Genomic DNA, 14,288 nt, shown 5'->3' with positions numbered 1-14,288 from the left:
GTTTAATCGCTGCTTAGCTCGGTAATGGCGTTGACCAGCACATCGATGTCCGCCGCTGAGGTCAGCAACCCTGGCGTCACCCGAATGCAGGTACCGAACGACGCTCCGACACGCGTGGTGGTAAACAGGTTGAAGTCCTTGAGCAACCGGTCCGCCATGACCTGCTGATCCCGGCCAACGAACTTGAATGCCGTAATCCCGCAATACAGCCGTGGATCGTCCGGCGTCAGTACCTCGATGCCCGGCAACGGCCGTACCCGGCTCACCCACAAATCCCTAAGGTAATTGACCCGGGCGCCCTTGGCTTTCGCGCCGCCCATTGCGCGATGCTCTTCAAACACCAGGGGCAAGGTCATCAGTGCCGGAAAGTTTGGCGTGCTGTACGACGTACGTGCGCGAACGTCGGTGGCGGGGTAGTGGAACTCGCCCATGTCCGGATCTATGTCAGCCAGGCGTTCGGGGGCGATATAGAGAAACCCCAGGGTCAGCGGCGCGCCGATCCATTTGTGCAGGTTGAAGCCGGCGAACTGAATGCCCAGCTCGGCGAGGTTGAACTCGATCTGGCCCAGTGCATGAGCGCCGTCGAGGATCACGTCGATGTCATGCTCACGTGCAGCCCTGGCGATGGCCTCGACAGGCATCACCAGGCCGGTGCGATGGGTCACGTGGGTCAGCGCCATCAGCTTGAGGCGCGGGTAGCGCTCGAACGCATCACGATAGGTCTGCACCAAGCTGTCGAAACTGGCCGGATGAGCGTGGGACATTTCGATCACCTCCACCCCTCTGTAGCCGGCCAGCCAGCGCATGGCGCCTTTCACTGTGTCGTACTCCAGATCGCTGATCAGCACCTGATCGCCCGGTTGCAGGCGGTTGTAGTTGCGGATCAACGACTGCAACGCTTCGGTGGCATTGCGGGTGAATGTGACGGCTTCGGGGGCGGCATCGATCAGCTCGGCCAGTTGGCGGCGGATCGTCTCGTTCTCGCCCTGCTCGAAACGCTGGCGCACATGCACCGCGTTACTGCGGTTGATAAACGCCACGTGCTCCAGGTACTGCGCTTGCACCGCGTGGCTCATGCGCCCGAAGTAGCCGTTTTCCAGGTTGATCGGGCCTGGCTCCAGGGCATAGCGCTGGGCGATGGCCAGCCAGTGGGTTTCGTTATCTGCATTCCATGGCATGGCATAGGTTCCTAATGACGAGGGGCGGGTTTGCCGTGTTTGGCGCGCAGCGGTTCCAGCAGTTCGGACAAGCCGTTGTGGTCGATCTCCTGCATCAGGGCCAGCAGGCCGCCGAGTTCGCCGTGGGGGAAACCTTCACGGGCAAACCAGTTCAGGTAAGGGCCAGGCAGGTCCGCGATGATGCGTCCCTTGTACTTGCCGAAGGGCATTTCGCGGGTGATCAGCAGTTCGAGTTTTTCGGGATTCATGAAGGCTCAGGCGTTTGCGTCGAGACCTTGGAAAATACAGGCATTCTGCATGAAGGCCAAATGACAGATCATGCAAATAACGTACATACAGATGGTTCAAATATTTTTAAGTTGTTGAAAATAAACATAAAAGTATTTTCTAAAAAACTGGCACGGGCGCTGCAATCATTAAGGCAACCCTTCTTCACCTGCCTAAGGAATTGAAAAATGACCGACATCAACAAAGAATCCATCTCCGTACTCAACGACCTGATCGAGACCAGCATCGACGGCCAGAAAGGCTTCAAGGAATGCGCTGAAGATATCAAGCACCCAGAACTCAAGGCTCTGTTTGCCAAGCGCTCCGCTGACTGCGCCACCGCCGCCGCCGAACTGAAGACGGCCGTGCGTGCCCTGGGCGGTGACCCAGAAGATTCCGGTAGCGTAGCCGGTGCCCTGCACCGTGGCTGGGTCGACGTGAAGTCGATGGTGACCGGTAAAGATGAAGAGGCTGTGCTGAACGAAGCCGAGCGCGGTGAAGACCACGCGTTGAAGGCTTACAAAGAAGCCATCGAGAAGATCAACAAGCACAACTTGCTGGGCATTCGTGACTTGGTTGAACGTCAGTTCCACGGCGTGCAACGTAACCACGACCAGGTGAAAGCCCTGCGTAACCAGGCTCGCGCTCAGTCGTAAGCCCTGCGCTGTAACAATTGTGGGAGGGGGCTTGCCCCCGATAGCGGAAGATCAGTCGATATTTCAATGACTGATCCTCCACTATCGGGAGCAAGCCCTCTCCCACATTTGCATTGTGCTGACTCTGAAATGGCTATCAGCCGATGCTGATCGGCGGCAGTTCGGTCAAGGTGACTACCTGCTGCTTGCGCGGTGCGAGGATTTCGGCTTCGCCATCCACCACCAGCTCATCACGCTGGTTGAACACGCGGGTGGCAATGCGTACGCGGAACTTAGGCAGCTTCTCGAGGATTTCCAGACGCACGGTCAGGGTATCGCCGATTTTCACCGGCTTCTGGAAGGTCATCTGCTGGCCGATATAGATCGTGCCCGGCCCAGGCAGCTCGCAGGCCACCGCCGCACTGATCAGCGCTCCGCTGAACATGCCGTGAGCGATACGCTCCTTGAACATGGTCGCCTTGGCGTATTCGGCATCCAGGTGCACCGGGTTGTGGTCGCCCGACATCGCGGCGAACAGTTGGATGTCGCGCTCTTCGACGGTCTTGCTGTAGCTGGCGGTCTGGCCAACTTCGAGGGCTTCGTACGGGGTGTTGGTTACCTGGGTCATCTAAAGGTGCATCCTGTGGCTAATCGATAATTTAAGCGGATGATTTTAAAGGAAAAATTATTCGCAGCGGGCTGGCCTGCGCAAACTCAAGGCCTGGTCGAGCCACGTCAGCACATCCGCTGTGACTTCGTCGCGATTGGTTTCGTTGAACACTTCGTGACGCGCCTGTGGGTAGATAGTCAGTTGCAGGTTCCGGCAGCCGGCCTCGCGCAATGCGTTGGCCAGGCTTTTGAGACGCTTGCCTTCACTCACCGGATCACATTCGCCGCCCATCACCAGGATCGGCAGGCCGGGATCGATCTGCGCGAGATTGGACGCTTTGCTGATTTGCTGCAAGCCACCCAGCAGGTCGATCCACAGTTGGTTGGTGCAGCGGAAACCACAGAGTGGGTCATGGATGTACTTGTCGACCTCAACCGGGTCGCGACTGAGCCAGTCGAAACCGGTGCGATTGGGTTTGAACGCCTTGTTGAACGATCCGAATGACAGGAATTCAATCAATGCACTGCGCCCGCGCGGGCCCTGGCGCAGGCGTTCGGCGCGGGCGATGATTCGCGCTGCGCGATACAGCGCCACCGGTTGGAAATTCGAACCGCTGAGGATCGCACCGTCCAGGCTGGCGCTGTGGTGCAGCAGGTAGGCCTGGGCGATGTAGCTGCCCATGCTGTGCCCCAGCAAAATGATCGGAAGGCCCGGCTGCTGCTGGCCGATATGCTGATTGAGACTGGCCAGGTCACCCACCACCTTGTTCCAGCCGTCCTGCTCGGCGAACAACCCTAGCGTACCTTCGTCAGCGGTGCGGCCATGGCCGCGCTGGTCCAGCGCATACAGGCCGTAGCCGGCGCCGCACAAGGCCTGGGCCAGGCGCGCGTAGCGACCACTGTGCTCGGCCATGCCATGGGACAGCATCACCAGGGCCTTGGGCGTGCCGTCGGGCAGCCACTGGTTGACGTACAGGCGGCTGCGGTCATTCGCGGTCAGCCAGAAGGTGGTGTGGTTCATGGCGGTTCCTTTGCTCAGGGTCGTTGCAGTGTATAGCTCATCCCGAGGGTTGCGGCTGATCTGTGCAAGCCCTTGTAGGAAGATTCACGCAATTAATGAAGCTCAGTTCTGTATTTGCCTGTTTGGCCATTACTGCTAACGTCCCCAAAGCTCCGCTTTCTATAGCAGCACGCTTTTATAGCTGCAGCGGCCGGACACACTCAGGTAAGAGGACAAGAATAATGCAACCTGATTTCTGGAATGACAAACGCGCGGCGGGTGTCCCCAATGACATCGACCTCACCAGCTACAAGTCGGTGATCGAAGTCTTCGAGCGTTCCTGCAAGGCTTTTGCCGACCGTCCGGCGTTCAGCAACATGGGGATCACGCTGACCTACGCCGAACTTGAACGCCAGAGCGCGGCGTTTGCCGGCTACCTGCAACAGCACACAGACCTCAAGCCCGGCGATCGCATCGCGGTGCAGATGCCCAACGTGCTGCACTACCCGGTTGCGGTGTTCGGTGCGCTGCGCGCCGGGCTGATTGTGGTCAACACCAACCCGTTGTACACCCCGCGCGAGATGCGCCACCAGTTCAAGGACGCCGGCATTCGTGCCCTGGTCTACCTCAACCTGTTCGGGGCGCGGGTGCAGGAGGTCTGCGTTGATACCGAGATCGACTACCTGATCGAAGCCAGGATGGGCGACTTCATGCCCGCCGCCAAGGGCTGGTTGGTCAACACCGTAGTCGACAAAGTGAAGAAGATGGTGCCGGCCTATCACCTGCCGCGTGCGGTGTCGTTCAAGCGCGCGTTGCGCATGGGCGCGGGGCAGGGGCTGATCCGCCATCCGGTGAGCCTCGACGATATCGCCGTGCTGCAATACACCGGCGGCACCACCGGCCTGGCCAAGGGCGCGATGCTCACCCATGGCAACCTGGTGGCCAATATGCAGCAGGTGCGCGCGTGCATGTCGCAGATTGGCGAAGATGGCCATCCGCTGATCAAGGAAGGGCAGGAGGTGATGATCGCGCCGCTGCCGCTGTACCACATCTATGCGTTCACCGCGAATTGCATGTGCATGATGGTCTCCGGCAACCACAACGTGCTGATCACCAACCCGCGCGACATCGGCGGCTTTATCAAGGAGCTGAAGAACTGGCGCTTTACCGGGTTGCTGGGGCTCAACACGCTGTTCGTGGCACTGATGGACCATCCGGACTTCAAGAGCCTGGATTTCTCCCACCTCAAGCTCACCAACTCCGGCGGTACCGCGCTGATCAAGGCCACGGCCGAACGCTGGCAGCAGATCACGGGCTGTACAATCGGCGAGGGCTATGGCCTGACTGAAACCTCCCCCGTTGCCAGTACCAACCCCTATGGCAAGCAGTCTCGTCTGGGCACCGTAGGTATCCCGGTGCCGGCCACGGCGATGAAGGTGATTGATGACGAGGGCGTCGAGTTGCCCCTGGGCGAGCGCGGCGAGCTATGTATCAAAGGTCCGCAAGTGATGAAGGGCTACTGGCAGCAACCGGTCGCCACCGCCGAGACCCTGGACGCCGAGGGTTGGCTCAAGACCGGCGACATCGCGGTGATCGACGCCGATGGTTTCATCCGCATTGTGGATCGCAAGAAGGACCTGATCATTGTCTCGGGTTTCAACGTGTATCCGAACGAAATCGAAGACGTGGTGATGGCCCACCCGGCGGTGGCCAACTGCGCGGTGATCGGCGTGCCGGACGATCGCACGGGGGAGGCGGTGAAACTGTTCGTGGTGGCGCGGGCCGAGGGCGTGAGCCTTGAAGAGTTGAAGAACTACTGCAAGACCAACTTCACTGGGTACAAGGTGCCCAAGCATATTGTGCTGCGCGAGTCGTTGCCGATGACACCGGTGGGCAAGATTTTGCGGCGTGAGTTGCGCGATATCGCCTGATTGGAATTGGGCTCGACAATGTGGGAGGGGGCTTGCCCCCGATGGCGATGTATCAGTCACCAAATGTGTTGGCTGAACCATTGCTATCGGGGGCAAGCCCCCTCCCACATTGCTGTCTATCGCCTTGAAGGGCCTATTCCAGAGCCTTTTGCTGGGTGATTTCACCCTTGTTTAGAGTGTGACCAAATATTGTAGGACAGTCATGATTATGACTGTAGGGCCCTCTTTTGGATCTAGTCGGCCCTTGGCAAAGCTGCTACTCTCGGCGCGCTTTGTGACCTCTCGGCCTGCTTGAACGCGCCAGACTCACCTAAAAAAACATACACCAATAATAATCGCATCAAATGCGATGATGAATTCGCGTCGCTGAGGAGTGGGCTTCCATGAACGTAGACTTTTGGAAGGATAAGTACCCCGCCGGGATTGCTGCAGACATCAATCCAGACGAGTATCCAAATATTCAGGCGGTACTGAAACAGTCCTGCCAGCGCTTCGCCAACAAACCGGCTTTCAGCAACCTGGGCAAGACAATCACCTACGGTGAATTGTACGAATTGTCCGGCGCGTTCGCCGCGTACCTGCAACAGCATACCGACTTGAAGCCCGGCGATCGTATCGCCGTGCAACTGCCCAACGTCCTGCAATACCCGGTCGCCGTATTCGGCGCTATCCGTGCCGGCCTGATCGTGGTCAACACCAACCCGCTGTACACCGCGCGGGAAATGGAACACCAATTCAACGATTCCGGCGCCAAGGCCCTGGTGTGCCTGGCCAATATGGCTCACCTGGCGGAAAAGGTCGTGCCCAAGACCGCCGTCAAGCATGTGATCGTCACCGAAGTTGCCGACCTGTTGTCGCCGTTCAAGCGCCTGCTGATCAACAGCGTCATCAAGTACGTGAAGAAAATGGTCCCGGCCTATCACTTGCCCAAGGCGATCAAGTTCAACGAGGTGCTCGCCAAGGGCCACGGCCAGCCGGTCAACGATGCCAGCCCGGCCAGCAGCGATGTGGCCGTGCTGCAATACACTGGCGGTACCACCGGCGTGGCCAAGGGTGCGATGCTTACCCACCGCAACCTGGTGGCCAACATGCTGCAGTGCAAGGCGCTGATGGGGTCGAACCTCAACGAAGGGTGCGAGATTCTCATCACCCCGCTGCCGCTGTACCACATCTACGCGTTCACCTTTCATTGCATGGCGATGATGCTGATCGGCAACCACAACATCCTGATCAGCAACCCGCGCGACCTGCCGGCGATGGTCAAGGAACTGTCGAAGTGGAAGTTCAGCGGCTTTGTCGGCTTGAACACGTTGTTCGTGGCGCTGTGCAACAACGAAGGTTTCCGCAAGCTGGACTTCTCTGCACTGAAAGTCACCCTGTCGGGTGGAATGGCCCTACAGCTGGCGGCGGCCGAGCGTTGGAAGGCCGTGACCGGTTGCAACATCTGCGAAGGCTACGGCATGACCGAGACCAGCCCGGTGGCGACGGTCAACCCGATCCAGAACATCCAGATTGGCACTATCGGCATTCCGGTGCCGTCGACCCTGTGCAAAGTCATCACCGATGACGGCGTCGAGTTGGCCCTCGGTGAAGTCGGCGAACTGTGCGTCAAGGGCCCGCAGGTGATGAAGGGCTACTGGCAGCGCGAAGACGCCACCGCGGAGATTCTCGACAGCGAAGGCTGGCTGAAGACCGGTGACATCGCGATCATCCAGCCGGACGGCTACATGCGCATTGTCGACCGCAAGAAGGACATGATTCTGGTCTCCGGTTTCAACGTCTACCCCAATGAACTCGAAGACGTGCTGGCGACCCTGCCGGGCGTGCTGCAATGCGCGGCCATCGGCGTGCCGGACGAAAAATCCGGGGAGCACATCAAGATCTTCATCGTGGTCAAGCCGGGGGCGACCCTGACCAAGGACCAGGTGATGGAGCACATGCGCGCCAATGTCACCGGCTACAAGGTGCCCAAGGCCGTGGAGTTCCGCGATGCGTTGCCGACCACCAACGTGGGCAAGATCCTGCGTCGTGAGTTGCGCGATGAAGAGCTGAAGAAACTCGGTCTTAAAAAGTAACGTAACCCAAATGTGGGAGGGGGCTTGCCCCCGATGGCGGTGTGAAGTCAACCGATTCAGTGACTGACACTCTGCTATCGCGGGCAGGCCCCCTCCCTCATTTTTTTTTTGCCGCGTTCCTACAGGGCGAACTGCGCGAAGTTGACACCGGCACCCGCCGGACGCACATCCTTCAGGAACGAATCCTTGTCCGCGCTCAGCTCCAGGGTAATCTCCGGCTTGCGCTTGCCCGCATTGCGCACCACCAGCCCTTCGAGCTTTTCACGCAGGAATACCGTCGGCACCTTCAGGTGCAGCAACTGGTCGGTCTCGGCGTTGTGCATCAACAGGTGAATCCACTCGTACTGGCCCACGGCAATCCGCGCCACCGGCAAGTCGAACCACCAGATATTGCGTTTGCGGTCCAGGTCGGTGAAATGGCAGTTGTTGACGCCGAGAACGGCACCGCCCAGTTCCTGGTTTCTGCGGGCGATGGCCTGTGCTTTATTGAGTTTCATAACCTTCCTACGGGATCTGTTATTCAGCGTTATAGCCTGAATGTGCCGCGCATTCTCGTGGGTTGGCCGCAAAACATAAAGCCAAACCTGCGCATGGCGATGAAATGCCCACCGAAAAATAATTGAAACTCTGCCGAACAGCCCCGGGTCAATCTTTAGGTAATGACCAAAACCCTTGATTGTTCTTTCGGAGGCATACCATGAGCAGCACATCGGATAAGGTAAAAGGCGTCGCGAACGAAGCTGTCGGCAACATCAAGCAAGGTGTCGGCAAAGTGACCGGCAACGATAAGTTGCGTGCTGAAGGTGTCATTCAGGAAAAGAAAGGCGAAGTGCAGAAAGCCGTCGGCGACACCAAGGACGCCGTGAAAAAAGCGACCCGGTAAACCTGAATCGCTGGCTGTGTTCATTGAGCCCAACGGCCATCCACGGATGGCCGTTTTTATGTGCGGCGGTGCAACTAAATTCTTGAAATTGTTTCAAAGTCGCCAGATAGGCTACTTTGATGTAGAAAACGCCCCCTGAGTCGCCCCTGAACTCAACCTTTTTGCGGCGAAAGGAGACGCTATGATTTTTCCGGTACTCGATGGCCTCAAGCTGCACACAGTGCTGGTGCGCACGGTCAAGGAATTCGTCAACGACGAGATGTCGACTTACGCCTCGGCATTGGCCTACCAGATGCTGTTTTCCTTGTTTCCGTTCCTGCTGTTCCTCATTGCCTTGATCGGTTTCCTGCACCTGCCGGACTTTTTCACTTGGCTGCGCCTGCAGTCGGAACTGGTGTTGCCGCCCCAGGCCCTGGAGCAGGTCAACCCGGTGATCGACCAGTTGCAGCAATCCAAGGGGGGCCTGCTGTCGGTGGGTATCGTGATTGCACTATGGACCGCCTCGGCCGGCGTGCGCTTGATGATGAGCGCGATGAACGCCGCCTACGACGTGGTCGAAGGGCGGCCGATCTGGAAGCGGTTTCCGTTGTCGATTTTCTACACCGTCGGCATCGCCGGCATGCTGCTGGCCGCCGCCGCGCTGATGGTGCTCGGGCCGCAGGTGATGGAGTGGCTGGCGGGGCAAATCGGTATGCAGGAATTCGTGGTCACCTTGTGGACCATCCTGCGCTGGCCGCTGATCGTGGTCCTGCTGATGTTCGCTGTGGCCCTGATGTACTACGTGATGCCCGATGTCGAGCAGAAATTCCGCTTTATTACCCCAGGTTCCGTGCTGGCGGTGGTGGTGTGGATCGTCGCGTCCCTGGGCTTTGGCTACTACGTCAAGACCTTCGCCGACTACAACGCCATGTATGGCAGTATCGGTGCAATCATTGTCCTGCTCCTGTACTTCTATATTTCTGCTGCCGTGTTGTTGCTCGGTGCGGAGATGAATGCCGTGATCGAGCACATGTCCGCCGAAGGCAAGGACCCCGGCGAAAAGGCATTCGATGCACACACCCACGTGAGTGAGAAACAGCACGTCTCTGGCCTCGGCCGAGACCATTCCAAGCCCACCCCTGACGAAGTCTGATCGATGATCCGTGAAATCCTGAAAATGGGCGACGAACGCCTGCTGCGTATCGCGCCACCGGTCCCGCCGGAAATGTTCGACAGCCCCGAGCTGTGGCAATTGATTGACGACATGTTCCAGACCATGGAGCACGTGGGCGGCGTCGGCCTGGCCGCACCGCAGATTGGCGTCGACCTGCAACTGGTGATCTTTGGTTTCGAGAGCAGTGAACGCTACCCGGACGCTCCGGCCGTACCACAGACGATCCTGATCAACCCGCTGATCACACCGCTGAGCCCGATACTGGAAGAGGGCTACGAAGGTTGCCTTTCCGTACCCGGCCTGCGTGGCGCGGTAGACCGTTACCAGCAGATTCGCTACGAAGGTTTCGACCCCAAGGGCGAGCCGATCGTACGTATCGCCGAAGGCTTCCACGCGCGCGTGGTGCAGCATGAATGCGACCACCTGATCGGCCGGCTGTACCCGTCGCGGATCACCGACTTCAGCAAGTTCGGGTTTATCGAAGTGATGTTCCCGGACATGGATCCGACGGCCGACGAATAACCTCGCCGATACCCACAAATCCCTGTGGAAGGGGCTGGTTTGCCCCCGCCACATGGGGGCGGCGGTGAGTCAGATCATTTGGCTGGTTTGACGAACCGCAACGTCATCCGGTCCGATTCGCCAATCGCCACATACCTGGCCTTATCCTGCTCGCCCAGCTTCAACGTCGGCGGCAAGGTCCAGACGCCGCCGGCATAGTCCTTGGTGTCCTTCGGGTTGGCGTTGACCTCACTCTGCCCGGCCAGTTTGAACCCAGCATCGGTCGCCAGCTTCACCACCTGCGCCGTGGTCAGGTAACCACTGTCCTTGATGGCGTCAAGGTTTGCGCCGTCCTTGGCGCGATGGTCTTCCACCCCCAGCACGCCACCCGGTTTCAACACGTTGTAGAACCCGCTGAAAGTGGCCTCGGCGGTATCGGCCAACACCCAGTTATGCACATTGCGGAACGTCAGCACGGCATCCGCCGAAGCGGGTTTGCCGAACACCGGGGCCTTGGGATCGAACTCGACCACTTCAGCATTGGCATAGCGCGCCGGGTCGGCGGCGAATTTCTTTTTCAGGTTTTCTTCCGACGTGCGCGCGTAGGCACTCACACTGGGGGCCTGCACGGCGGCGATGTAGTGCCCGTGGTCCTTGAGCAGCGGTGCGAGAATCTCGCTGTACCAGCCGCCACCTGGGGTGATTTCGATCACCCTCTGCTGGGCGCCCAGGCCAAAGAACTCAAGTGTCTGCTGTGGATGGCGATAGACGTCACGCGCGCTGTTGGCCGGGTCGCGCCAACTGCCGGCCAGCACACTGGCGTATTGCTTGGCGGTAATCGGCGCGTCGGCGGCCTGGCTGAAGGTTGGCGCGAGGAGGGCGGTGAGGGACAGAGCTGCAAGCGTCGTTTTCATGATCATCCTGTAGAGGGCTTCTGTGCCGTCGAGGCTAGCATGGGCCCAGTGTCGGCCGATCACACATTATCCGAGGTCGACCTCACCAAAGGTTCTAAGCCCATCGCAATCATCGGCTTGTTACGCTTGTAGCGCACCAGTCGTTCGCTGAGGGATTGCGGCAACAGCGTGTCCGGGGTAAAGCCCATGCGCTGATAAACGCCTTCCAGCTCCGGATGACAGAGCAGCCACACTGTGCCTTCCACATCTGCCACCGCCGCACCGATCAAGCGGGCTGCCAGACCCTGGCCGCGATACGCCGGGTCGACAAACACGCCCGTCAACCATTGCCCGCCAACCACGGGCGTGAGGCACAGGCCGGCGACAATCTCGCGGCGGCGCGCCACCCACAGACGTCCGCCCTTGAGCGCCTTCATCGACGACTGGTGGCTGCGATAAAACTTGTTCAGCAGCGGCCACAGGGGCTCTGCCAGCAGATCGATGGTCAACTCGGGCATGGTCTTCAGGCAGCGTAATCACGGGCCGGGGATTATAAGCGCCTTCTGTAGGGCAATAGGTGGTATACCCAGTGTTACATCCCCTGTAAGTGGAGCACGCATCATGGCCAAAGGTATGGATTCAAAGAAAGCCGCGAAGAAGAAACCGGCAAAAACCGCCGACGAAAAACGCGCCGACAAGAAAGCCAAGAAAACCGACACTGGTCTGTTCGGTCACTGAGTGACAAGCTTATAACCCAATGATCTGCCAGATTTTCCCGCCTCATTGCACAGAGCAGGAAACACCTGCTCTGAGCTGCCGCACGCCCCCTCTACCGGAACAGCGCACAGCCTCTGTGCCGCATGCAGCCCCCCCAGTCATTGCAGGCGAGCCGGTGCCACACTGGCGTCTATTTCAGATCATGAATTTTCGGCGGCCAGCGCGGCGATGACCGTTGGCCGCTCGCCCACCCGCTGTTGAAACGCCGCCAGCGCCGGCCACTTGCCCAGATCAATGGCGTGAAACCCCGCCCAGCGCAGCACCACGAACAGGTAGGCATCCGCTACCGAATAGTGCGCGCCTAACAGGTAATCCTGGTGCTCCAGGGTCTGCACCAGCACCGCGAAGCGCTTGAACAGCGTGGCCTGGAACGAGGCTTTGACCTCGCCCTGAATCGCATTGTTGAAAAACACTGCCAACCCACCATGAATTTCAGTCGCAATAAAATTCAGCCACTCCTGCAAGCGCACGCGCTCCCAGCTGCCATTGGCCGGGGCCAGGCCCGCGTCGGGTTTGAGGTCGGCCAGGTATTGCAGGATCGCGCTGGCTTCGGTCAACACCTGGCCGTTGTCCAGTTGCAGCGCTGCCACATAGCCCTTGGGGTTGATCTGCAGGAAGTCCTGGCCATCGGCAGTGGTTTTGGCCTGGTTATCCACGCGCACCAGGTCGAACGGAAGCGCCAATTCGCGCAGCACGATATGGGGGGCGAGGGAACAGGCATTGGGGAAGAAATACAGTTTCATCTGTGACAGCTCCGTTGAATTTGCGCCAGTCTCACCGCCGTGGCACCTTGCGTAAAATTAAACCTTCGGATCCCTGCCATAAGGACAGCGACTGTCATGATGAACCTGATGCACTGGCGCCTGCTGGTGGCGGTGGCCGATCACGGCAGCATCACCGCCGCCGCCGGACATGTCGGCATGACCCAGTCCGCCGCCAGCCAGGCCATGGCTGGCATGGAGGCGACGCTGGGTGCGCAGTTGTTTACCCGCGAGCCGCGCAAGACCTTGCCCACCGCCCTGGGGCTGAGTGTGATCGAGCAGGCGCGGGTGATGCTCGGGGCCTTGCAGGCGATTCGCAGTACTGTGGATGAAGCCAGGCCCATGCTGCGGGGGACGATTCGCATCGCTAGTTTCCCCATGGTGCTCGCGACCTTTCTGACGCCGTTTTTGCAACGTTTCCGCCAGTTATATCCCGGTATCGACGTCACCACCCTGGATGTTACCGATAACGAGGTGCTGACCCTGCTCGAGGCCGACCTGATCGACCTGGGCGTGGTGCTCAACCCCAAGCCCGAGCGCCAGGCCACCATATTGGGCCGTGACTGCTGGATGGCAGTGCTGTCGACGAACCATCCACTGGCACAACGCCCGGCCGATGCAAGCGTAAGTCTTGAGGAACTGTTCGAACAAGCCTTCGTGCTTGCCACCGGTGGTTGCAGCGCCAATGCCCGGAGCCTGGGCGCCGCGGTAGGGCTGACCCTGCGCGATATCCGCGTGGAAGTCCGCGAATGGAGCAGCGCCTTCAGCCTGGTACGCGAAGGCGTTGGCGTGACGCTGGTGCCGGAGATGGCCCTGCCGGTCGAGCGCCAGGGTTTACGCGTGATGCCGCTGACAGCGCCGCGGTACCGCGAGTTTGCCCTGGTCGGTTCACCCAACCGCCCACCTTCGGCCGCCGCCGACGCGTTGTTGAAGATGCTGGCTGAACGTTGATGCGCTTGAATCCACCAGGGGGCGATGGATCAGTCGCCCAAGGTTGAGACTGACACTCAGCGATCGGGAACCGGCCCGCTCGCCATCAGGGGGCCGGTTTGCTGTACGACGGCGCCAAGTCGCAGACAGGGTTTGCCTTGCGCGGTTGCTTAGATCGCCGCGAGGGTGTCTTTCACCGACTGCGCCTGGGGCGCCGCGGTCTTCGCCGCTACCTGCTGCTCTTGTTGTACTTTCACGCGCTCAGCCACCTGCTTGGCGATCGCATCCTGTTTTTCCTGAGGCATGGCCTGCACTTGTTCCTCGGTCAACCCTTGCTCCTTGAGCAACTGCTCGCGGATACGTTCGGCCGGGGTTTTGCTCATGTAATCGGTGAAGTCTGCGCGTGCGCTGCTGGTGGTGGAACCGGCGGCGGGTACATCCGTGGTCGCCGGAGTGGCTGCCGTGCTCGCTTGCAACTGCACACGTGTCTTGGCGAAGGCTTCGTCGATGCGATCGTTGGCCTTGTCCAGTGCCTTCTGTACAACTGGCACGGTCACGCTTTGCTGCGCCGCTTGCAGGGCACCGCTGTATAGCGTGCTGGCGGCGGCGTTGGCGGGGTCCATATCGGGGCGCTTGAGCTGTTGGACGGTCGATACGGCTTGAGTGTTGTTGTTAACCAGCATGATGGTTCACCT

The 14,288-nt window shown here is 59.6% G+C and carries 16 protein-coding genes; 7 read left to right on the top strand and 9 right to left on the bottom strand.

Translation table 11 applies throughout. From position 1 onward, the window contains the following. Positions 1-2: 2 nt before the first annotated feature. Entirely contained in the window at positions 3-1,178 is a 1,176-nt protein-coding gene (locus tag P2T68_RS29070; protein ID WP_277378650.1) for an aminotransferase class V-fold PLP-dependent enzyme, read from the bottom strand. Between the two features lie 11 nt (positions 1,179-1,189). Further along, the gene (locus P2T68_RS29065) at positions 1,190-1,426 is read right to left on the bottom strand and encodes a DUF3820 family protein (RefSeq protein WP_003213031.1); all 237 of its coding nucleotides are present in this window, start codon (positions 1,424-1,426) and stop codon (positions 1,190-1,192) included. A gap of 207 nt (positions 1,427-1,633) precedes the next feature. Between P2T68_RS29065 and P2T68_RS29060 the strand changes: the two genes are divergently transcribed. Continuing rightward, entirely contained in the window at positions 1,634-2,101 is a 468-nt protein-coding gene (locus P2T68_RS29060) for a PA2169 family four-helix-bundle protein (RefSeq protein ID WP_024077081.1), read from the top strand. A gap of 136 nt (positions 2,102-2,237) precedes the next feature. Here P2T68_RS29060 and P2T68_RS29055 read toward each other — a convergent pair whose 3' ends face one another. Continuing rightward, positions 2,238-2,708, bottom strand: coding sequence for a MaoC family dehydratase (locus P2T68_RS29055; protein ID WP_024077080.1), 471 nt, complete (start codon positions 2,706-2,708; stop codon positions 2,238-2,240). 57 nt (positions 2,709-2,765) lie between these two features. Continuing rightward, positions 2,766-3,710, bottom strand: a complete 945-nt coding sequence (locus P2T68_RS29050) for an alpha/beta hydrolase (protein ID WP_102625434.1) — start codon at positions 3,708-3,710, stop codon at positions 2,766-2,768. Positions 3,711-3,931: 221 nt separating this feature from the next. Here P2T68_RS29050 and fadD2 point away from each other — a divergent pair, with 221 nt between their 5' ends. Both fadD2 and fadD1 read left to right on the top strand, forming a co-directional pair. Continuing rightward, positions 3,932-5,620, top strand: a complete 1,689-nt coding sequence (fadD2, locus tag P2T68_RS29045; RefSeq protein ID WP_277378649.1) for a long-chain-fatty-acid--CoA ligase FadD2 — start codon at positions 3,932-3,934, stop codon at positions 5,618-5,620. Between the two features lie 383 nt (positions 5,621-6,003). Beyond that, positions 6,004-7,695, top strand: a complete 1,692-nt coding sequence (gene fadD1 / locus P2T68_RS29040; RefSeq protein WP_024077076.1) for a long-chain-fatty-acid--CoA ligase FadD1 — start codon at positions 6,004-6,006, stop codon at positions 7,693-7,695. A gap of 119 nt (positions 7,696-7,814) precedes the next feature. Here fadD1 and P2T68_RS29035 read toward each other — a convergent pair whose 3' ends face one another. After that, complete coding sequence (locus P2T68_RS29035) at positions 7,815-8,192, bottom strand: hypothetical protein (RefSeq protein ID WP_024077075.1); 378 nt, start codon at positions 8,190-8,192, stop codon at positions 7,815-7,817. 200 nt (positions 8,193-8,392) lie between these two features. On the opposite strand from P2T68_RS29035, the gene P2T68_RS29030 reads away from it, so the two are divergent. The 3 genes from P2T68_RS29030 (at position 8,393) to def (ending at position 10,253) form a co-directional block, all read left to right on the top strand. Then, on the top strand, positions 8,393-8,578 hold the full coding sequence (locus P2T68_RS29030; RefSeq protein ID WP_150056018.1) for a CsbD family protein: 186 nt from the start codon (positions 8,393-8,395) through the stop codon (positions 8,576-8,578). Positions 8,579-8,759: 181 nt separating this feature from the next. After that, a complete protein-coding gene (locus tag P2T68_RS29025) occupies positions 8,760-9,710 on the top strand; it encodes a YihY/virulence factor BrkB family protein (protein WP_024077073.1) in 951 nt (316 codons plus the stop codon). 3 nt (positions 9,711-9,713) lie between these two features. Next, positions 9,714-10,253 (top strand): peptide deformylase, encoded by a 540-nt coding sequence (gene def, locus P2T68_RS29020; RefSeq protein WP_024077072.1) that lies wholly within the window; start codon positions 9,714-9,716, stop codon positions 10,251-10,253. Between the two features lie 74 nt (positions 10,254-10,327). Here the strand turns inward: def and P2T68_RS29015 are convergent, their stop codons facing one another. The 3 genes from P2T68_RS29015 to gstA form a co-directional block, all read right to left on the bottom strand. After that, a complete protein-coding gene (locus P2T68_RS29015) occupies positions 10,328-11,146 on the bottom strand; it encodes a class I SAM-dependent methyltransferase (protein ID WP_150056020.1) in 819 nt (272 codons plus the stop codon). Between the two features lie 59 nt (positions 11,147-11,205). Next, positions 11,206-11,643 carry a GNAT family N-acetyltransferase gene (locus P2T68_RS29010; protein ID WP_277378648.1) on the bottom strand — a complete coding sequence of 146 codons (438 nt, stop codon included), beginning with the start codon at positions 11,641-11,643 and terminating at the stop codon, positions 11,206-11,208. Between the two features lie 399 nt (positions 11,644-12,042). Further along, positions 12,043-12,645 carry a glutathione transferase GstA gene (gene gstA / locus P2T68_RS29005; RefSeq protein WP_024077068.1) on the bottom strand — a complete coding sequence of 201 codons (603 nt, stop codon included), beginning with the start codon at positions 12,643-12,645 and terminating at the stop codon, positions 12,043-12,045. 96 nt (positions 12,646-12,741) lie between these two features. On the opposite strand from gstA, the gene P2T68_RS29000 reads away from it, so the two are divergent. Beyond that, positions 12,742-13,614 (top strand): LysR family transcriptional regulator, encoded by an 873-nt coding sequence (locus tag P2T68_RS29000; RefSeq protein WP_277378647.1) that lies wholly within the window; start codon positions 12,742-12,744, stop codon positions 13,612-13,614. Between the two features lie 149 nt (positions 13,615-13,763). Here the strand turns inward: P2T68_RS29000 and P2T68_RS28995 are convergent, their stop codons facing one another. Beyond that, positions 13,764-14,276, bottom strand: coding sequence for a hypothetical protein (locus P2T68_RS28995; RefSeq protein WP_024077066.1), 513 nt, complete (start codon positions 14,274-14,276; stop codon positions 13,764-13,766). Between the last annotated feature and the right edge of the window lie 12 nt (positions 14,277-14,288).

Origin of the sequence: Pseudomonas sp. G11, from assembly GCF_029457515.1 — a bacterium.
GTDB classification, from domain to species: domain Bacteria; phylum Pseudomonadota; class Gammaproteobacteria; order Pseudomonadales; family Pseudomonadaceae; genus Aquipseudomonas; species Aquipseudomonas gorinensis.
Note: the sequence above shows the minus strand (reverse complement) of the source record. Positions and strands in the feature narration are given on the sequence as shown.